This window comes from Enterococcus columbae DSM 7374 = ATCC 51263, assembly GCF_000406925.1.
GTDB lineage: Bacteria > Bacillota > Bacilli > Lactobacillales > Enterococcaceae > Enterococcus_E > Enterococcus_E columbae.
Window position 1 is genome coordinate 232,384 of record NZ_KE136350.1, and the last position, 19,818, is coordinate 252,201.

A 19,818-nucleotide genomic window follows, 5' to 3' on the forward strand; every position below is an offset into this window, starting at 1 on the left:
TATTTGAATTAAAGCAGGTTATTTTTTTAATATCTTTAGTTAAAGGAGCATAGATATGGGAGTATATATTGAAGAGAATAAGCAGCTATTTCATTTATATAATGAGCAAGTAAGTTATATTTTTAAGGTATTAGCTAATGGTCAGTTAGGGCAGCTTTATTTTGGAAAACGCCTACCCTTAAAAGCAGATTATGATTATCTATTAGAAAATTTTTATCGTCCAGTCAGCGCTTATGTTTTTGAAGATGAATATAATTTTTCTTTAGAGCATCTGCGCCAAGAATATCCCGCTTATGGTACAACTGATTTTCGTTTGCCAGCTTTTGAAATCTTACAGGAAAATGGTAGTCGAGTGAGTCAATTTATTTATGAAGGTTATGAAGCCTATCAAGGAAAACGAATTTTAAGCGGTTTGCCAGCCACTTATGTAGAAGAAGATGCAGAAGCAGATAGCTTAGATATCCATTTGTTTGATGCAGTAACCAAAATTCGCTTGACCTTAAATTATACAATTTTTAATGACTATCCAGTCATTACACGTAATGCTAAATTTGAAAATATCGGTAAGCAGCATTGTCAATTAACTAAAGCGATGAGTCTATCACTTGATTTACCTGATGCCAATTATGAGTGGCTTCAATTTTCAGGAGCTTGGTCTAGGGAGCGTCATCTAAAGAAACGTCGGTTAGAACAAGGAATTCAATCAGTAGGTAGTACTCGTGGTGCTTCTAGTCATATGCACAATCCGTTTGTCATCTTAAAAAGACCAGAAGCAACTGAATTTAGTGGAGAAGCATTAGGTTTTTCCTTTGTATATAGTGGGAATTTTATCGCTCAAGCAGAAGTAGATACCTATGATGTGACACGTTTTACGATGGGGATTCATCCGCAACAATTTAGCTGGTTTTTAGCACCAGGTACGCAATTTCAAACTCCAGAGGTTGTCTTAACTTATACTGATCAAGGCTTGAATCATCTAAGTCAGGTTTATCATCAGCTTTATCGTAAACGTTTGGCTAGAGGGTATTGGCGAGATAAAAATCGACCAATTTTATTAAACAATTGGGAAGCAACATATTTTGATTTTGATGAAGACAAACTATTACAAATTGCTAAAAATGCTAAGAAGGCGGGCGTAGAGTTATTTGTCCTAGATGATGGTTGGTTTAGTACTCGTTGTGGCGAAACATCTGGTTTAGGTGACTGGTGGGCTAATTATGAACGATTACCAAATGGCATTCAGGGCTTGTCGAAAAAAATCGAAAATTTAGGTCTCAAATTTGGCTTATGGGTAGAGTTAGAAATGGTGAATAAAGATAGCGAGCTTTATCGTAGGCATCCTGATTGGATTATCCATACTCCTGATCGTAGTACCTCACATGGTAGAAAACAGTATGTCTTAGATTTTTCTCGTCCAGAAGTAGTTGAAATGATTTATCAGCAGATTGCTAAAATTTTACAAGAATCGCAAGTTTCGTATATTAAATGGGATATGAATCGAAATATTACTGAATGTTTTTCAGTTGCTTATCCACCTGAGCAACAAGGTGAAGTTTTCCATCGTTATATTTTAGGTTTGTATCGTTTGTACGAACGTCTACATCAAGCATTCCCTAAAATATTATTTGAATCTTGTGCTAGTGGTGGGGGACGTTTTGATCCAGGAATGCTGTATTATGCACCACAAGCTTGGACGAGTGATAATACCGATGCGGTAGAACGTTTGAAGATTCAATATGGCACGAGCTATGCGTATCCATTAAGCTCGATGGGAGCACATATTTCAATTACCCCCAATCATCAAGTCAATCGGCTGACTTCATTAAAATTTAGAGGCGATGTGGCTTATTTTGGTGTTTTTGGCTATGAGTTAGACCTAGCATGTTTATCTGATAACGAGTTAGCTCAAGTCAAAGCACAGATTCAATTTGTGAAAAAATATCGTCACCTATTCCAAACAGGGACTTTTTATCGCTTGCAAAATCCTTTCACACATAATACCTGTGCGTGGATGGTTGTGTCAGAAGATCAAAAACAAGCTATTGTTGGAGAGTATCGTGTATTAAATGAGGTAAATGCGCCGTATAAGCGAGTGTATCTACAAGGTCTACATCCACAATGGACTTATCAGGTAGTGGAAGAAGCAGGTAAACACTTAGGCAAATTTAGTGGTAGTGAGTTACAGCAAGTAGGGTTGATTACTAGCGATGCAGCTAGTGGTCAAGCAATTGGTCAACAAGTTTTACCGACTGATTTTTGGTCAAATGTTTATTTGTTGCAAGCTGAGGAGTAATGAAATGATGATGCAAGAAAAGGTTAGACGTATTTTTATGTCAATAGTTGGTGTTATTGTGACTGGTTTTTGTGTGGGGGGCTTACAAAAGGCAAATTTAGGCGTGGATCCATTTACATGCTTTGTAACAGGAATTGCCAATTTACTTCACTCTACTTATAGTGTTTTTTACCTAGTAATTACGGCTATGTTACTACTATTTGTTTTATTGATTCGACGTCACTATATCGGCTTGGCTACCCTTTTAAATTTACTACTTACAGGTGTATCTGCTGATTTTAGTTATCAAGTCATCGATAAAATCATCCATCAACCAACATTTATTGTTCGGGTAGTTTTGATGATAGGCTCGATTATTGTTATGTGTTTTTCCGCCTCTTTATATTTCACCGCTGATTTAGGGGTATCGGGATATGATGCGGTTGCTTTAATCTTAGCGAATAAATTTACTTGCGTGCCTTTTCGTTATTGGCGCATATTAACGGATGGCTTCTGTGTGCTCGTTGGTTTTACTTTCGCAGTGAATATTGGTCTGGGAACGGTTATTACTGCCTTTTTCATGGGACCATTCATTCAATTTTTTACCATTCATATAGCAGAACCCTTTCGCTATCAAAATAAGCAAATATTATCTAATTAAAAAAAACAGCTACCACTGATATAGTAGGTAGCTGTTTTTTTAGAATATTTGGTAAGTTAGCGGATATAGCTTATTTTAGATGCCATATTTTTTACGATAAGCACTCAGACAAAGATGATAGCGTTCCTTAAAGACTTTATTGAGCGATTCTGTCCGTTGATAACCACATTTATTGGCGATTTCTTCAATCGTTAAATCAGAAACCTCTAAATAATGCTTGGCTAAGGTTAATCGATAATTTTGAATAAATTTGATTGGTGGCAAGCCGGTACTTTTTTTAAAGCGAGTGGTCAAATAGCTACGATCAATTCCGACGTGAGTAGCTATTTCTTGAATAGTTAGCGGTTGATGAATATGCGTTTGAATAAATAAGACGGCTTGATTTACATAGTCATCAGTGATGGTAGCCGGTAGCTTTTCAATATTGCTATTTGCTAATACACTCATAAATTGATAAAGCATCCCTAATAAATATAGATGATTGGCGGTGGTTTGCTGGGATTTTTTTAAACCAATTTGAATGTAATTTTCTAATATTTTACCTTCAGAGGTGGAAAAAATAGGGTCTTCAGCGCTCAAGCCAGTTTTTTCTACTAAAGCATCGGCTAATTTTCCCCCAAAACCAATCCAGCTATAAGACCAAGGTTCAGTTTGATCGGCGATATAAATCGTTTGGGTATGAGGGGTTATCAGGAAGCCTTGCCCTTGATGAAGATGATAGGTGGTCCCATCAACAATAAAAGTTCCTTTGCCTTTAGTGATATAATGAATGAGGTAATATCCTCTGGTGGCAGGACCATATTGATGGTTGGCAAAGGTTTGGGAATGACCAATACAAACAACACTGAGCGCTTGTTGATTGTCAAAGGTAAAATTATAGCTGGTTGCTTTTTCCATAACGCTGTCCTCGTATTTTTACAAAAGTATTTCATAACTATAAAAGATTAGTTTGAGTGATAAAATAGAGTATAATATAAAATAAATAAAAACCAAGTGATTTTTTACATTATTTAATAATATTTAAAGGAGAGAGAAGCTAATGGAAGAAAAGTCGGAAGTTGTACTACAATCGGTAGCAGACTGGGTAAAGCAGAAATGTCAACATGATTTTACGGGTCATGATTGGTGGCATATTAGTCGGGTGGTGCGGTTAGCTCAAGCAATTGCCCAAATGGAAAAAGCTGATGAACTGCTGGTTACCCTAGCAGCGTTACTCCATGATATTTTTGATGAAAAATTAGTTGCTAATCCACAAAAAGAACAGGCAACTGTTCGAGCATTTTTATATCGTCAAGGGTTAAGTGAACAAGTTTGCCAAAAAATCTTCAACATTATTGAGGAAGTTTCCTTTAAAGGTGGACATAATCCTAAGCAGCCTTCTTCTTTAGAAAGTAAAATTGTGCAGGATGCAGATCGCTTGGATGCGCTTGGTGCGATTGGGATTGCGCGTACCATGTGTTATTCAGGTAGCAAAGGTCGCTTGATTCATGATCCAGATAAACAACCTAGAGAAAACTTAAGTCTAGCTGAATATCGTAATGGAGAAGATACGGCAATTATGCATTTTTATGAAAAGCTGTTGAAGCTAAAAGACTTAATGCATACGGATTATGCCAAAAAGCTAGCTGAGCAAAGACATCAGTTTATGTGTGACTATTTGGCAGAGTTTTATTTAGAGTGGGAGGGAAAACGCTAGGAATGTTTCACGTGAAACATTTATGGTTGAAAGTTTGATTATTTTTGCGTTCATTTTAGTTTAAAAAATTGGCAAAGATTGTCTTTAAACTTTAGATTCTACTTGCTAATCAAGCCTTTTTAAGGTAAAGTAAGAGTTAGTCTGTGAAACATTTTTCTGTTTCACAAATAGAAGGGGAAGTCTATGTTACCTGAAGAATTTCAAGCGAATTTAGCGCAAAAAGGCATTGTACTTAGTGATAAGCAGATGCAGCAATTTGCGCAGTATTATCAATTGCTTGTTGAATGGAACGAAAAGATGAATTTAACAGCAATTACTGAAGAAAAAGAGGTTTATTTAAAACATTTTTATGATTCAATTGTGTTATCACTAACCACTGATATGCAGACAGATGCGACTTTATGTGATGTCGGTAGTGGCGCAGGATTTCCAAGTATTCCACTAAAAATCGTTTATCCAGAATTAAAGGTGACAATTGTTGATTCGTTGAATAAGCGAATTGTTTTTTTGAATCACTTAGTCGAATCGTTAGGATTAAGCGATGTTCAGTTGTATCATGATCGGGCTGAAACGTTTGGTCAAAATAAAAAGCATCGAGAGGCCTATCAGTATGTTACGGCTAGAGCGGTTGCCCGCTTAAATGTCTTAAGTGAGCTATGCTTGCCGTTAGTGCAGACGGGTGGTTATTTTTATGCTTTGAAAGCTGCTAAAAGTGAAGAGGAGCTTGCTGAAGCGAAAAAGGCAATTGACATATTAGGTGGAAAATTTAGCCAAGATTATGCCTTGATTTTACCGGTTACGCAAGATGAAAGACATATTTTAGCGATTGCCAAAGAAAAAGCAACACCTAAAAAGTATCCTAGAAAACCAGGATTACCCAATAAACAACCAATATTGGCCTAAAAAAGTGCTTTAAGGGTCAATACTTAGAGAATAGATAGCTTTTAGGAGGTGCAACATGGCACGAATTATTTCAGTAGCCAATCAAAAAGGCGGCGTTGGTAAAACAACGACGACGGTCAATTTAGGAGCGAGCTTAGCCTTTAATGGAAAAAAAGTATTATTAGTAGATATTGATGCGCAAGGCAATGCCACGAGTGGTGTGGGTATCCGTAAGCCAGATGTCAATCAAGATATTTACGATATTTTAGTTAATGAGGTAGAGATTACCGAAACAATTTTACCGACTTCACGTGAAAACTTATTTATTGTCCCAGCAACCTTGCAATTAGCTGGTGCAGAAATTGAGTTAACCTCCATGATGGCGCGTGAGTCACGTTTAAAACTAGCCTTAGATAGTATTAAGGATCAATATGATTATATTTTAATTGATTGTCCCCCCTCTTTAGGTCATTTAACCATCAATGCTTTTACTGCCAGTGATTCGATTTTAATTCCGGTGCAGTGTGAATACTATGCCTTGGAGGGCTTGAGTCAATTGTTAAATACGGTTCGCTTAGTGCAAAAGCATTTTAATCCTGACTTGGCCATCGAAGGGGTCTTATTGACGATGTTTGATGCTAGAACCAACCTAGGTGCAGAAGTGGTAGAAGAGGTGCGTCGTTATTTCCAAGAAAAAGTCTACGAAACGGTGATTCCACGTAATATTCGTTTATCAGAGGCGCCTAGTCATGGATTAACGATTATTGATTATGATATCCGTTCAAAAGGTGCGGAAGTCTATCAAGCCTTGGCAAAGGAAGTGTTAGCTCGTGAAAAATAAGAACAAAGGGTTAGGTCGAGGCATCGATGCTTTATTTCAAGGTTTGGAAGAAGTCGATGTAAGAAAAGAAGAGGTTTTGGAGTTAGGCTTAAATGAATTACGGCCAAATCCTTATCAGCCTCGTAAAACTTTCGATGAGCACTCATTAAAAGAGTTAGCTAATTCTATTGAGCGCTCTGGAGTGTTTCAGCCAATTATTGTGCGTCGTTCACAAGTCAAGGGTTATGAAATTATCGCTGGCGAACGTCGCTTTAGAGCTTCAAAATTAGCTGGCAAAACCACAATTCCGGCCATCATTCGAGAGTTTGATGAAGAGATGATGATGCAAATTGCGGTCTTGGAAAATTTACAGCGTGAGGATTTGAATCCATTAGAAGAAGCAGAAGCTTACGATATGTTGATGAAAAATCTAGATTTGACTCAGGCTGAGGTTGCTGAACGTTTAGGTAAGAGCCGTCCATATATTGCCAATTACTTGCGTTTATTATCTTTACCTAAGCTAGTTAAAGAAATGGTTCAAGATGAGCGATTATCTATGGGTCAAGCGCGTACCTTATTAGGGTTAAAAGATAAAAGTAATATTTTAAAATTAGCCAATCGTTGTGTGAAAGAAAACTTAACGGTTAGACAAATTGAAAAATTAGTCAGTGAATTAAACGAAGCCAAGGAGCAAAAGAAGCTGCCTCGTTTGATGAAGGAAAAGCCTTACTACTTACGAGAAAGTGAAGAACGCTTGATGGATAAATTCGGCACGAGTGTCGCAATTCAAGAAAAAAATGGGAAGGGTAAGATCGAAATCGAGTATCTATCGCAAAGTGATCTTACACGTATTTTGGATATTTTAGATATTCATTTTGATGAAGCCTAATCAAAAGGGGGAAAAATAGGGAATGTATGATTTAAACGATGTTGTTGAAATGAAAAAACCACACGCTTGTCAAACAAACCGTTGGCAAATTATCCGAATGGGTGCTGATATTAAGATTAAGTGCTTAGCCTGCGGACACATTGTCATGATGCCCCGTAGAGAGTTTCAAAAGAAAATGAAAAAAATCTTGGTTAAAGCAAGTGAACAGTAAAAAGAGGCTCGATCTTAGCTTAGCCAATGAACTTGTAGAATTAAACAGAAAGAGTGAAAGAAATTATGGCATTAACTGCTGGAATCGTAGGTTTACCAAACGTCGGCAAATCTACTTTATTTAACGCAATTACCAAAGCTGGTGCAGAAGCAGCGAACTATCCTTTTGCAACCATTGATCCAAACGTGGGCATGGTAGAAGTACCAGACTGGCGCTTAAAACGTTTAACAGAATTAGTTAAACCGAAAAAAGAAGTGCCAACTACCTTTGAATTTACCGATATTGCTGGGATTGTAAAAGGGGCTAGTAAAGGAGAAGGTTTAGGTAATCAATTTTTAAGCCACATTCGTCAAGTAGATGCGATTTGTCATGTGGTTCGTTGTTTTGATGATGAGAATATTACCCACGTAGAAGGTCGTGTTGATCCAATTGCCGATATTGAAACGATTAATTTAGAATTGGTTTTAGCCGACTTAGAATCTGTGAACAAGCGCTATACACGTGTAGCTAAGGTAGCAAAAACAAAAGATAAAGATGCAGTCGCCGAATTAGCTGTTTTAGATAAGATTAAGCCAGTCTTAGAAGAAGGCAAATCAGCGCGCAGTGTCGAATTTACCGATGAAGAGCAAAAAATTGTTAAAGGTCTTTTCTTACTAACGACCAAACCAGTGCTATATGTTGCTAATGTGGCAGAAGATGAAGTAGCTGATGGTGAAAACAATCCATACGTTAAGCAGGTCAAGGCATTTGCAGCTAGTGAAAATGCAGAAGTCATCATTGTTTGTGCGCGTGCTGAAGAAGAAATCGCTGAATTAGAAGAAGAGGATAAAGCGGAATTTTTAGAAGCAATGGGCATTGAAGAATCTGGCTTAGATCAATTGATTCGGGCCGCTTATGACTTATTAGGCTTAGCGACTTACTTTACTGCTGGTGAACAAGAGGTGCGTGCTTGGACCTTTAGAAAAGGAATGAAGGCCCCACAATGTGCAGGTATTATCCACTCTGACTTTGAACGTGGCTTTATCCGGGCTGAAACCGTCTCTTTTGAAGATTTGGATCATTACGGTACCATGCATGCCGCTAAAGAAGCTGGACGTGTTCGCTTAGAAGGTAAAGATTACGAAGTCCAAGACGGTGATATTATGTTATTCCGCTTCAATGTTTAAAAAGACTATATCTAAAAGCCAAATAATTTGGTAGAATAGATTTTGGGAATTCGCTTACAATAAAAAGTTTGTTTTTGATTAGCAAAAAATGTTTATGCTAACTCTGAAAGGAGAAACATTATTAATGGAACCAGAAGTTATTCGTCAATATGTTGCGCAAAATCGAGAATTAGAAACGCAGCTAACTAAGCGAAATCAGCAATATATTTTTGATTTAAAGAAAGCCTTAATTGCAGCTAATTTATCTGAAGAAGAGTTGGCATTAGTGATGCATGAAATGTTACCAGTGCTTGTACGTGAGCAAAAATCAGGGATTACTGCGCGTCAATTGTACGGTACAGTTTCTGAACGTACGGATGCAATTATTAATCAACCGGTTGAAGAAGAAAAGAAAAATACTACGCCAGCTTTAATCTGGTTAGATAATTTCTTGTTACTACTAGGTTTATTTGGTTTATTTATTGGTTTAGTTGCTGAATTTAGTAAAGGCCAAGCACAGCCTTATGGGGTTGTTACCCTACTAGCTACAACGGCAGTCGGTGGTTGGGTGTTCTATTTGATGCACAAATACATCTATCAATATCAAATGCCCGGTGCAGATAAATCACAACGGCCATCAGGTGGGAAGGTCGCTTTGATCTTAATTGGTGTTTTTGTCTTGTGGTTTGGTGTTATCATGGGAAGTGCTTTAATTCCGGCAACAATCAACATCATTTTACCGCCATTAGTGATGATTGCTATTGGAATTGTCGCTTTTGTCGTTAGATTCTATCTAAAGAAAAAATACAATATTGAAAGTACTCTAGGCGCACCACGTCCTAAAAAATAGTTTCAAAACTCAGCTAAGCATCCATGATGTTGTTTAGCTGAGTTTTTTGTTTCGGTTGGTAGTCAGCTTGTTTCGGTACGAAAAATTTTCTTGTTCTTCATCCTTGAAGTCATTTAAGAAAAGAAAAACTTGCTTCAAGCTAACGATGAATTTTTGCTAGAGCTAGTTGACGAACACTGATTGGTTTAAGTTCTAGCTAATAGGTGTAATCTAGATTAACTTTTCGTGAAAATGATGAGAATTCCCGGAAAATGGTTGACTATTTAGCGAAATTTTGCTATTTTCATCATTAAAAATATCTTTAATCAATGCATAAGGAGTGTTAAAAAAATGTCCAAGTGGGAAACAAAATTTGCAAAAAAAGGTTTAACGTTTGATGATGTTTTACTTATTCCGGCTGAAAGTCATGTCTTGCCAAATGATGTCGATATGAGTGTACAGCTAGCTAAGAATATTAAGTTAAATATTCCAATTATCAGTGCTAGTATGGATACCGTAACGGATAGTAAAATGGCGATTGCGATGGCGCGTCAAGGTGGCTTAGGCGTTATTCATAAAAACATGTCAATCGAACAACAAGCCGATGAAGTACGCAAGGTTAAACGTTCAGAAAGTGGCGTAATTATCGATCCATTCTTTTTAACACCTCAAGATTTAGCTAGCGATGCTGAACATTTAATGAGTAAATATCGTATTAGTGGGGTTCCCATTGTTGAGACATTAGAGAATCGCAAATTAGTTGGTATCATTACGAATCGTGATATGCGTTTTGTAACAGATTTTCATATGCCAATTGCTGAAGTGATGACTAAAGAAAATTTAGTAACAGCGCCAGTTGGTACTTCTTTAAAGGATGCTGAAAAGATTTTACAACAGCATAAAATTGAAAAATTACCAATTGTGGATGAAGCCGGCTGCCTAAGTGGTTTAATTACCATCAAGGATATTGAAAAGGTTATTGAATTTCCAAATGCTGCTAAAGATCAACATGGTCGTTTATTGGTAGCCGCAGCTGTTGGCGTAACTAGTGATACCTTTGAACGTGCACAAGCTTTATTAGAAGCAGGAGCAGATGCAATTGTGATTGATACCGCTCATGGGCATAGTGCGGGGGTTTTACGTAAGATTAAAGAAATTCGTGAAACATTCCCAGAAGCTACGTTAATTGCTGGAAATGTCGCTACTGCTGAAGGAACCAAAGCCTTATATGATGCTGGGGTAGACGTGGTTAAAGTAGGAATTGGCCCAGGCTCTATTTGTACCACTCGTGTAGTTGCTGGTGTGGGTGTACCACAATTAACGGCTATTTATGATGCCGCATCTGTGGCCCGTAAATATGGTAAAGCGATTATTGCTGATGGTGGGATTAAATATTCTGGTGATATCGTGAAGGCGTTAGCTGCTGGTGGCTTTGCCGTAATGCTAGGAAGTATGTTGGCTGGAACAGATGAATCTCCAGGTGAATTTGAAATCTATCAAGGTCGACGCTTTAAGACTTATCGTGGGATGGGTTCATTAGGGGCAATGGAAAAAGGCTCCAGTGATCGTTATTTCCAAAGTGGAGTGAACGAAGCGAATAAGCTAGTTCCTGAAGGGATCGAAGGGCGAGTGGCTTATAAAGGTAGTGTAGCAGATATTATTTTCCAAATGATTGGTGGATTAAAGGCTGGTATGGGTTATGTTGGCGCAGCTAACCTAGAAGCTTTACGCGAAAATGCCCAGTTTGTACGAATGAGTGGCAACGGTCTAAAAGAATCGCATCCACACGATGTACAAATTACCAAAGAAGCACCGAACTATTCAGCTGAATTTTAAAAGCATAAATAAAAAATCATCCTGATAGCTCACTTGTGAGGTTATCGGGATGATTTTTTAGCTTTTCATGCTAAACGTTGCGCGCATCGTTTTGTGAAAAATATTGAATCAATGGCTTGGCTTGATGATTAAGTAGCTGATCAACTGTCACGAATTCATAGCCCTGTGCTTTTAGCTGTTCGATAATTGGCCCAACCGCCGCTACTGTCGTTGGGTAAATATCATGCATTAATAAAATAGCGCCTGGCTGCACTGTCTGCATCACGTGTTGGATAATTAAAGGGGTATTTTTTAACTTCCAATCCAGTGAATCAGTGTTCCATTGAATAATCGCTTTATCAACAACCTGTGCGCCTTGGGTATTAATTGCCCCGTATGGCGGACGTAAAATCATTGGTAATTGCCCACCAGCTAAGAAAATGGCTTTATCAGCAGCTTGGATATCTGCCTTAATCGCCTCAGGAGACATTGCCCGGAGATTATTATGCACATTAGAGTGGCTACCAATTTCGTGCCCTTCACTAACCACTCGTTTCACCGTATCGGGATATTGAGCTGCACTACTACCTAACATAAAGAAAGTAGCCTTGACTTGCTGAGCGGCTAAAACATCCAACAATTGATTGGTGGTGGCAGCTTTTGGCCCATCGTCAAAGGTTAAAGCGATGTATTTCTTATTCGCATCTAGGCTAGATGCTTGTTCAATCGGTTGATTCATTACGTAGTTTTGATCAATATAAGGTAATACTGAGTTTAATGGCAAGCTAACCTGACTGAGTCCAGCTATTTCTTGTGGTAAAGTGATGATTAGCTGTTTGTCAGCAATCGTTATCTTTTGCTCAAAGCTTAAATTCGGTAAATTTAATACCTGATCAATGGCTTGCTCGGGGGCTTTGACTTGTTCTAAAATTTTTTGCTGAACAATTGGTTTAAGGGTTAATAAATTTTCTTCACTACTAATAATTTGCTTGGCAGTAGGCTCTTGCCCCGTTTCACTAGAAAGTAATAGGGCGCTTTGCTGTAAGGGCTGCTGATTAAAGTGCGCCTTTGACTTGTTCCAGGTGAAAAACTGACTAGAAAGAATAATTTTATTCATTTTAGGATTGAGCACTTGTTTTTCAATTTTTTGAATCCAAGTCGTGCCAGCTTGTAAGCTGTGTTTTTTCAAAAAGGCTTCCTTCATCGCTAAAAATTGCTGGTGAATGAGCGGTGCTTCTTTTGTAAATTTTTCATTTTTAGGTTGATAGGTAATAATTTCTAATTTATTTTGATGCTCTTTAGTACATTGAAAATGAGCTGGCTGTTGTTGATGGATTAAACGCTGTTGCGCATGATCAAAAACAGCAACCTTTTCTTGATCTTTAGTATGCCAGAAATAAACGACCGTTAAGGCTGCCCCTAAAAGGATAAGCATCAATGGTAAATGCCACATCCAACCGGTTTTGTGTTTCTTTTTAGCATGTAGTTGTGGTCCTTTACGTCGTTGGCTACGCGAAGGCATTGTTTTTTCATCCATTCCCTAACTAAACATCCTTTCCCTTTCGTTTATAATTTTAGTATGCTCCTTATTTTTTTAATCTAACATGTTTATTAGTAGAAAACAAGGGGACTTAAGACTTAGAAATGAAACAAAAAAATATCAAGTAAAAGCAGACAAAAAAATAGAGCCGCCTTTAGGCCAGCTCTATTTTTAAAGTCAAAGATTCATAGCATCTTCAATATATTTTGTTGAGTTATTTAATAACGGTTAATCCACCCATGTATGGAACTAAGACTTCAGGAATAGTCACACTACCGTCTTCATTTTGATAGTTTTCTAAGATAGCAGCGACTGTACGACCGACCGCAAGACCTGAACCGTTTAGTGTATGCACATATTGTACTTTTCCGTTTTCATCACGATAACGAATCATGGCGCGTCTCGCTTGGAAGTCTTCACAGTTTGAACATGAACTGATTTCGCGATAAGTATCTTGTGCTGGAATCCAGACTTCTAAATCATAAGTTTTAGCTGCAGAGAAGCCCATATCGCCAGTTGATAAGGCAACCACACGGTAAGGGAGATTTAATTTTTGTAGGATATTTTCCGCATTTTGGGTCATTTTTTCAAGTTCATTGTAAGATTCTGTTGGTTTAGCAAATTTCACCATTTCAACTTTATTAAATTGGTGTAAGCGAATCAAGCCACGTGTATCACGACCGGCACTACCCGCTTCTGAACGAAATGATGGGCTTAACGCAGTAAAGTAAATAGGTAGCTCGGCTTGATCTAAAATTTCTCCATTATAATAGTTAGTTAATGGTACTTCGGCTGTTGGAATCAAAGTCAAGTCAGTGTCAGCTAATTGGAAAACATCTTCCTTAAATTTAGGAAATTGTCCGGTACCAAACATTGATTGACTGTTGACAATATAAGGAGGAATGACTTCGGTGTAGCCTTCTTTTGCATGCTCATCTAACATGAAATTATAAATCGCTCTTTCTAAGCGCGCACCTAAGCCTTTGTAGAAGACAAAACGGCTACCAGAAACCTTCGCTCCACGTTCAAAGTCTAAAATACCAAGTTGTTCGGCAATCTCCCAGTGAGGTTTTGGCTCGAAGTTAAATTCACGTACGTTACCATGACGACGAACTTCAACGTTATCATCTTCATCTTTACCAATTGGGGTACTTTCGTGTGGTAGGTTTGGTAGAGTGGTTGCAATGGTCGTTAACGCTTCATCGATTTTGGCAATTTGTTCATCTAACGCCTTGATTTCTTCACCAACTTTTTTCATTTGAGCAATTTTATCATCGGCATTTTCTTTATTGCGTTTTAATTGAGCAATCTCAGCTGAAACATCATTTCTTAGTTTTTTCAATTCTTCAACCTTGACCAATTCTTCACGACGTTTTTCATCTAAAGCAACAAATTCATTGATTTTTGCTTCGTCAACATTGCGTGTAGCTAATTTTTCTTTAACTAATTCCACGTTTTGACGAATCATTTTAATATCTAACATCAAAATCCCTCCAAAAAATTTTATTTTGATTAATCAGGTAGTTGAGCAAAGTGGTTTTGTAGCTGTTTGACTAAATTTATATTTTTAAATAAAAAAGCCCTAAAGCATGAAAAATCTTCCATGCCTTAGGACGTAAATTACGCGGTGCCACCTAAATTTAGTATCTGCATACTACACTTTGCGCAAGGTAACGGTTGCTAGCCGTCACAAATTTCTTTGTGAGTCCTATCAGAAAGTGGATTCACTATCTTCCATACAGTTTTGCACCAACCAACTGCTCTCTAAAAAGGAGTCAATAATTACTAGTCTTTCTAGGAAATCTATTTACGATAATTGTAGCTGAAATTTTAAATTTTGCAAGTCCTTCATATGATAAAACGAATCGGTCTTTAAGAGGTCAAGCGAATTCTTCGTTTGACAGTAGATTCATAAAAAGGCGTAGTAGCTGATGTTGGCTGCTACGTTAGCCAGTCAAGCTTTTTGGTCATCGTGCTGCTTTTTTAGCGCGCTTCATTTTCTTTTTTCCCTTTTTTAAGTGGTAGATGAATGATGAAGCTAGTCCATTCAGGGTTGGACTTTGCGTAGATATAGCCACCGTGTAAAGCGATGATGCTTTGGGCAATAGCCAGCCCTAATCCAGTCCCACCTGTTGCTTGTGAGCGCGATTCTTCTACTCGATAAAAACGATCAAACAGTTGCTCTAACGATTTTTGTGGAATCATTTGGCCGTTGTTTTTGACAGTGATAATCACTTCTTGACTGATTTGTTCTAATTCAACAACAATTTGCGTTGCCCCTTTTCCATATTTTAGGGCGTTGGAGATTAAATTATTGAATACCCGCACAATTTTTTCGGTATCGCCTTCCATCATGATTTGTTCAGGCTTGGCTTTGACTTCAATTGTAATGTCTTTTTTGGCCGCCTCTAATTCAAAGTCAATAGCCAATTGTTCGACTAACTGTACCATATCAAAGGTCAAGTAATAAATAGGTACGCCCGGTTGCCGCACTTTTGTATATTCAAATAAATCTTCTACTAATGATTTCATTTGCTTGGCTTTCATGTAAGCGGTGTGGGTATACTTGAGCAATTCTTCTTCAGAATGATATTGCTGATCTTCGACTAAACCCAGATAACCAATAATTGAAGTTAAAGGCGTACGAATATCATGGCTGACATTGGTAATTAATTCGTCTTTAGATTGTTCAATTCTACGCTCTTCTTCAATTGCCGTAACGGTGCTATCGACTAAACCATTAATGCTTTGGATAATCCGCCCTAAATCACCGCGTACCTCAAAGGGAATCCGATGATCATAATTTCCTTCAGCAATATAGTGTAGTTCACTAATGATATGTCTTAATTGCATTTGGCGATAACGTCTGAATAAACGCCAGGTTAGAATTAAGACATCCACTAAGAAGAAAATAGGAATGATAAAATAGCGACCGCTCCAAAAAATCTCATTATCAAGATTTTGTGCAAAAATAAATTTTGTCTCAAAGATAGCATCCTGCAAGGTAGGGCTACTCTTGATAATAGAAGAGATGACGACTAAAAAGGCAACATTTAGTAGAATTAATAAGATAATCGTTACAATGCCTTCAGCCAGTAGCTCACTAATTTCTTTTGAAGTCAGTACAATTTTCTGCCCCTTTTCTTGCGGTTTATTTTGCATCGATCTTATAACCTACTCCCCAGACAGTTTGGATAATTTTTTCGCCACCAGTCGCTTCTTCAATTTTATCGCGCAAATGACTCACATGAACCATCACCGTCTTAGCAGAAACAATACTTTCTTGTTTCCAAACACGTTCAAAAATCTCATCAGCACTAAAGACACGATTCGGATGAGAAGCCAATAGGTAAAGAATACCAAATTCAAGGGCAGTTAATTGAATTTCTGTGCCAGTAATTGTTTTGACTTCATGAGAATCACGATTGATAATCAAAGAAGCCACTTCAAGAATTTCTGGTTGATTAGCCTTTACTTGCATTTTGGTTCTTCTAAGCAGTGATTTGACACGCGCCATAATTTCTAATGGGTTAAATGGTTTGGTCACATAATCATCCGCACCGGCAACTAATCCTTTAATTTTATCCATATCTGTTGATTTAGCCGTTAACATGATAATGGGGATTTGTGACTCTTTCCGTAGCACCTTAACAACCTGCATACCGTCAACTTCAGGCATCATAATATCTAAAATCAATAATTCGATATCAGGATTGGTTCGAACCTTAGATAAAGCATCCTTGCCATCGTAAGCCTTAACCGGTTCATACCCTTCATTTTGTAAATAAATACTTAATAGCTCAACAATCTCTTTGTCATCATCAGCAACTAAAATTTTCATATAAAAACCTCCTATATATCTATGGAAAATATCGTTTTGTTCTTAAGCCTATTTTATCAAAATTAATATTGAAAAGAAAAAAATATCTAAAAAATAGCAGTAAAAAAATCATTATCAGTAGCAATTTAATCGGTTAAATCGAAATAAATAGAGAATTAATAAATCAATGTTCGTAAAAATATCAGATAAAAATGAATTATCGCGATGATTTAAGGTTAAAAAAGAACAAAATACAAACTTTAAGAAAGTTCAATTTTTTTGTTGACTTCAAGTGATAAACTTGCTAAAATAGCCAATGTCCTTGAGATTTTGAGTGTCTCAAAGGCATGAAGAAACGGCTTCAACAACTAATTAAAAAAAGTTGAAAAAAATAGTTGACAGTAAGAAATACATCTGTTAATATAATGAAGTCGCAAAGATAAAATAAAAAATGTTGACAAATCTTAATTAAAGTGTTAAACTTTAGAAGTTGTCAAAACAAAGTAGACCTTTGAAAACTGAACAAAAAAGCAAACCAATATGTGTAAGGCGCTTCTATTATATAGAAGCAAAAACAACATGCAAGCAATAGCTAGCAAATCAATTTTTTGAGCTTAACAATCAAGATGATTGTATCAACTTTTTTTATGAGAGTTTGATCCTGGCTCAGGACGAACGCTGGCGGCGTGCCTAATACATGCAAGTCGAACGCACTTTCTTTCACCGTAGCTTGCTACACCGAAAGAAAGTGAGTGGCGAACGGGTGAGTAACACGTGGGTAACCTGCCCATCAGCGGGGGATAACACTTGGAAACAGGTGCTAATACCGCATAATATTACTTTTCGCATGAGAAGTAATTGAAAGGCGCAACTGCGTCACTGATGGATGGACCCGCGGTGCATTAGCTAGTTGGTGAGGTAACGGCTCACCAAGGCAACGATGCATAGCCGACCTGAGAGGGTGATCGGCCACACTGGGACTGAGACACGGCCCAGACTCCTACGGGAGGCAGCAGTAGGGAATCTTCGGCAATGGACGCAAGTCTGACCGAGCAACGCCGCGTGAGTGAAGAAGGTTTTCGGATCGTAAAACTCTGTTGTTAGAGAAGAACAGGGATGAGAGTGGAAAGTTCATCCTATGACGGTATCTAACCAGAAAGCCACGGCTAACTACGTGCCAGCAGCCGCGGTAATACGTAGGTGGCAAGCGTTGTCCGGATTTATTGGGCGTAAAGCGAGCGCAGGCGGTCTTTTAAGTCTGATGTGAAAGCCCACGGCTTAACCGTGGAGGGTCATTGGAAACTGGGAGACTTGAGTGCAGAAGAGGAAAGCGGAATTCCATGTGTAGCGGTGAAATGCGTAGATATATGGAGGAACACCAGTGGCGAAGGCGGCTTTCTGGTCTGTAACTGACGCTGAGGCTCGAAAGCGTGGGGAGCAAACAGGATTAGATACCCTGGTAGTCCACGCCGTAAACGATGAGTGCTAAGTGTTGGAGGGTTTCCGCCCTTCAGTGCTGCAGCAAACGCATTAAGCACTCCGCCTGGGGAGTACGACCGCAAGGTTGAAACTCAAAGGAATTGACGGGGACCCGCACAAGCGGTGGAGCATGTGGTTTAATTCGAAGCAACGCGAAGAACCTTACCAGGTCTTGACATCCTTTGACCATCCTAGAGATAGGACTTTCCCTTCGGGGACAAAGTGACAGGTGGTGCATGGTTGTCGTCAGCTCGTGTCGTGAGATGTTGGGTTAAGTCCCGCAACGAGCGCAACCCTTATTGTTAGTTGCCATCATTCAGTTGGGCACTCTAGCGAGACTGCCGCAGACAATGCGGAGGAAGGTGGGGATGACGTCAAATCATCATGCCCCTTATGACCTGGGCTACACACGTGCTACAATGGAGAGTACAACGAGTTGCGAAGTCGTGAGGCTAAGCTAATCTCTTAAAGCTCTTCTCAGTTCGGATTGTAGGCTGCAACTCGCCTACATGAAGCCGGAATCGCTAGTAATCGCGGATCAGCACGCCGCGGTGAATACGTTCCCGGGTCTTGTACACACCGCCCGTCACACCACGAGAGTTTGTAACACCCGAAGCCGGTGGGGTAACCGCAAGGAGCCAGCCGTCTAAGGTGGGATAGATGATTGGGGTGAAGTCGTAACAAGGTAGCCGTATCGGAAGGTGCGGCTGGATCACCTCCTTTCTAAGGAATATTACGGAATACACAGGTTTTGCTTTTGTTCAGTTTTGAGAGGTTTACTCTTAAATAAAATATCGGGGCCTTAGCTCAGCTGGGAGAGCGCCTGCTTTGCACGCAGGAGGTCAGCGGTTCGATCCCGCTAGGCTCCATTAGTAGCGTAGCTACTAAAATTGTTCATTGAAAACTGGATATTGAAGAGAAACATCAATTAATAAACCGAGAAAACACCGCGTTGAATGAGTTTAAGAAGTTCAATTGCTTTATTAAAAAGATCTGATCGCACAGATCGAAGGTTAAGTGAATAAGGGCGCACGGTGGATGCCTTGGCACTAGGAGCCGATGAAGGACGGGACTAACACCGATATGCTTCGGGGAGCTGTAAGTAAGCTTTGATCCGGAGATTTCCGAATGGGGGAACCCAATATCTTTAATAGGATATTACCTTTAAGTGAATCCATAGCTTAAAGGAGGTAGACGCAGAGAACTGAAACATCTAAGTACCTGCAGGAAGAGAAAGAAAAATCGATTCCCTGAGTAGCGGCGAGCGAAACGGGACCAGCCCAAACCAAGATGCTTGCATCTTGGGGTTGTAGGACTCCGATGTGGGAGCAAGCAAGATAGCCGAATGACTTGGAAAGGTCAGCTAAAGAGGGTGAAAGCCCCGTAGGTGAAATGTTGTAAGCCCCTAGGAGGATCCTGAGTACGGCGGAACACGAGGAATTCCGTCGGAATCCGGGAGGACCATCTCCCAAGGCTAAATACTCCCTAGTGACCGATAGTGAACCAGTACCGTGAGGGAAAGGTGAAAAGCACCCCGGGAGGGGAGTGAAATAGAACCTGAAACCGTGTGCCTACAACAAGTTAGAGCCCGTTAATGGGTGATAGCGTGCCTTTTGTAGAATGAACCGGCGAGTTACGATTGCATGCGAGGTTAAGTTGAAGAGACGGAGCCGTAGCGAAAGCGAGTCTGAATAGGGCGAGTGAGTATGTAGTCGTAGACCCGAAACCATGTGATCTACCCATGTCCAGGTTGAAGGTG

The 19,818-nt window shown here is 39.0% G+C and carries 15 protein-coding genes, 1 tRNA gene, 2 rRNA genes and 1 other annotated feature (1 of these 19 only partly in view); of the genes, 13 read left to right on the forward strand and 5 right to left on the reverse strand.

Translation table 11 applies throughout. From position 1 onward, the window contains the following. Window positions 1–55: 55 nt before the first annotated feature. Window positions 56–2,293, forward strand: coding sequence for an alpha-galactosidase (locus RK02_RS10180; RefSeq protein ID WP_016184161.1), 2,238 nt, complete (start codon window positions 56–58; stop codon window positions 2,291–2,293). Between the two features lie 4 nt (window positions 2,294–2,297). After that, window positions 2,298–2,933 carry a YczE/YyaS/YitT family protein gene (locus RK02_RS10185; protein ID WP_016184162.1) on the forward strand — a complete coding sequence of 212 codons (636 nt, stop codon included), beginning with the start codon at window positions 2,298–2,300 and terminating at the stop codon, window positions 2,931–2,933. A gap of 75 nt (window positions 2,934–3,008) precedes the next feature. Here the strand turns inward: RK02_RS10185 and RK02_RS10190 are convergent, their stop codons facing one another. Continuing rightward, window positions 3,009–3,830 carry an AraC family transcriptional regulator gene (locus RK02_RS10190; RefSeq protein ID WP_016184163.1) on the reverse strand — a complete coding sequence of 274 codons (822 nt, stop codon included), beginning with the start codon at window positions 3,828–3,830 and terminating at the stop codon, window positions 3,009–3,011. A 142-nt stretch (window positions 3,831–3,972) separates the two neighbouring features. On the opposite strand from RK02_RS10190, the gene RK02_RS10195 reads away from it, so the two are divergent. The 8 genes from RK02_RS10195 (at window position 3,973) to guaB (ending at window position 11,241) form a co-directional block, all read left to right on the forward strand. Then, complete coding sequence (locus tag RK02_RS10195) at window positions 3,973–4,629, forward strand: HD domain-containing protein (RefSeq protein WP_016184164.1); 657 nt, start codon at window positions 3,973–3,975, stop codon at window positions 4,627–4,629. A gap of 183 nt (window positions 4,630–4,812) precedes the next feature. Next, window positions 4,813–5,532 (forward strand): 16S rRNA (guanine(527)-N(7))-methyltransferase RsmG, encoded by a 720-nt coding sequence (gene rsmG / locus RK02_RS10200; protein WP_016184165.1) that lies wholly within the window; start codon window positions 4,813–4,815, stop codon window positions 5,530–5,532. Between the two features lie 55 nt (window positions 5,533–5,587). Continuing rightward, on the forward strand, window positions 5,588–6,352 hold the full coding sequence (locus tag RK02_RS10205) for a ParA family protein (RefSeq protein WP_016184166.1): 765 nt from the start codon (window positions 5,588–5,590) through the stop codon (window positions 6,350–6,352). Then, complete coding sequence (locus RK02_RS10210; RefSeq protein ID WP_016184167.1) at window positions 6,342–7,220, forward strand: ParB/RepB/Spo0J family partition protein; 879 nt, start codon at window positions 6,342–6,344, stop codon at window positions 7,218–7,220. The genes RK02_RS10205 and RK02_RS10210 overlap by 11 nt, the downstream gene beginning before the upstream one ends. A 22-nt stretch (window positions 7,221–7,242) precedes the next feature. Beyond that, complete coding sequence (locus RK02_RS10215; protein WP_016184168.1) at window positions 7,243–7,431, forward strand: DUF951 domain-containing protein; 189 nt, start codon at window positions 7,243–7,245, stop codon at window positions 7,429–7,431. 65 nt (window positions 7,432–7,496) lie between these two features. Beyond that, window positions 7,497–8,597, forward strand: a complete 1,101-nt coding sequence (gene ychF, locus RK02_RS10220; RefSeq protein WP_016184169.1) for a redox-regulated ATPase YchF — start codon at window positions 7,497–7,499, stop codon at window positions 8,595–8,597. Between the two features lie 124 nt (window positions 8,598–8,721). Further along, window positions 8,722–9,426: a DUF1129 domain-containing protein gene (locus RK02_RS10225; RefSeq protein WP_016184170.1), complete on the forward strand. Its 705-nt coding sequence runs from the start codon at window positions 8,722–8,724 to the stop codon at window positions 9,424–9,426. Between the two features lie 330 nt (window positions 9,427–9,756). Then, window positions 9,757–11,241 carry an IMP dehydrogenase gene (guaB, locus tag RK02_RS10230; protein WP_016184171.1) on the forward strand — a complete coding sequence of 495 codons (1,485 nt, stop codon included), beginning with the start codon at window positions 9,757–9,759 and terminating at the stop codon, window positions 11,239–11,241. Window positions 11,242–11,311: 70 nt separating this feature from the next. Here the strand turns inward: guaB and RK02_RS10235 are convergent, their stop codons facing one another. The 4 genes from RK02_RS10235 to croR all read right to left on the reverse strand — a co-directional run bounded on the left by RK02_RS10235 (window position 11,312) and on the right by croR (window position 16,601). Then, window positions 11,312–12,757: a polysaccharide deacetylase family protein gene (locus RK02_RS10235; RefSeq protein WP_018451728.1), complete on the reverse strand. Its 1,446-nt coding sequence runs from the start codon at window positions 12,755–12,757 to the stop codon at window positions 11,312–11,314. Between the two features lie 217 nt (window positions 12,758–12,974). Beyond that, the gene (gene serS / locus RK02_RS10240) at window positions 12,975–14,243 is read right to left on the reverse strand and encodes a serine--tRNA ligase (RefSeq protein ID WP_016184173.1); all 1,269 of its coding nucleotides are present in this window, start codon (window positions 14,241–14,243) and stop codon (window positions 12,975–12,977) included. Window positions 14,244–14,366: 123 nt separating this feature from the next. After that, window positions 14,367–14,568: a binding site (T-box leader), on the reverse strand. A 175-nt stretch (window positions 14,569–14,743) separates the two neighbouring features. After that, on the reverse strand, window positions 14,744–15,922 hold the full coding sequence (locus RK02_RS10245; protein WP_016184174.1) for a sensor histidine kinase: 1,179 nt from the start codon (window positions 15,920–15,922) through the stop codon (window positions 14,744–14,746). Continuing rightward, entirely contained in the window at window positions 15,912–16,601 is a 690-nt protein-coding gene (croR, locus tag RK02_RS10250) for a response regulator transcription factor CroR (protein WP_016184175.1), read from the reverse strand. Before croR ends, RK02_RS10245 begins: the two co-directional genes overlap by 11 nt. Window positions 16,602–17,223: 622 nt before the next feature. Between croR and RK02_RS10255 the strand changes: the two genes are divergently transcribed. The 3 genes from RK02_RS10255 to RK02_RS10265 form a co-directional block, all read left to right on the forward strand. Further along, window positions 17,224–18,782, forward strand: a 16S ribosomal RNA gene (locus RK02_RS10255). Between the two features lie 73 nt (window positions 18,783–18,855). Next, a tRNA-Ala gene (locus tag RK02_RS10260) sits at window positions 18,856–18,928 on the forward strand. A 142-nt stretch (window positions 18,929–19,070) separates the two neighbouring features. Continuing rightward, a 23S ribosomal RNA gene (locus RK02_RS10265) occupies window positions 19,071–19,818 on the forward strand (it continues 2,164 nt past the right edge of the window). The 16S and 23S rRNA genes sit together here with 1 tRNA gene alongside, the layout of an rRNA operon.

Coding starts and splice junctions, on each gene's coding strand:
- RK02_RS10195 (WP_016184164.1), top strand. CDS start 3,973: ATGGAAGAAAAGTCGGAAGTTGTACTACAATCGGTAGCAGACTGGGTA.
- guaB (WP_016184171.1), top strand. CDS start 9,757: ATGTCCAAGTGGGAAACAAAATTTGCAAAAAAAGGTTTAACGTTTGAT.
- RK02_RS10235 (WP_018451728.1), bottom strand. CDS start 12,757: ATGGATGAAAAAACAATGCCTTCGCGTAGCCAACGACGTAAAGGACCA.
- RK02_RS10245 (WP_016184174.1), bottom strand. CDS start 15,922: ATGCAAAATAAACCGCAAGAAAAGGGGCAGAAAATTGTACTGACTTCA.
- rsmG (WP_016184165.1), top strand. CDS start 4,813: ATGTTACCTGAAGAATTTCAAGCGAATTTAGCGCAAAAAGGCATTGTA.
- croR (WP_016184175.1), bottom strand. CDS start 16,601: ATGAAAATTTTAGTTGCTGATGATGACAAAGAGATTGTTGAGCTATTA.
- RK02_RS10185 (WP_016184162.1), top strand. CDS start 2,298: ATGATGATGCAAGAAAAGGTTAGACGTATTTTTATGTCAATAGTTGGT.
- ychF (WP_016184169.1), top strand. CDS start 7,497: ATGGCATTAACTGCTGGAATCGTAGGTTTACCAAACGTCGGCAAATCT.
- RK02_RS10225 (WP_016184170.1), top strand. CDS start 8,722: ATGGAACCAGAAGTTATTCGTCAATATGTTGCGCAAAATCGAGAATTA.
- RK02_RS10215 (WP_016184168.1), top strand. CDS start 7,243: ATGTATGATTTAAACGATGTTGTTGAAATGAAAAAACCACACGCTTGT.
- RK02_RS10180 (WP_016184161.1), top strand. CDS start 56: ATGGGAGTATATATTGAAGAGAATAAGCAGCTATTTCATTTATATAAT.
- RK02_RS10205 (WP_016184166.1), top strand. CDS start 5,588: ATGGCACGAATTATTTCAGTAGCCAATCAAAAAGGCGGCGTTGGTAAA.
- serS (WP_016184173.1), bottom strand. CDS start 14,243: ATGTTAGATATTAAAATGATTCGTCAAAACGTGGAATTAGTTAAAGAA.
- RK02_RS10190 (WP_016184163.1), bottom strand. CDS start 3,830: ATGGAAAAAGCAACCAGCTATAATTTTACCTTTGACAATCAACAAGCG.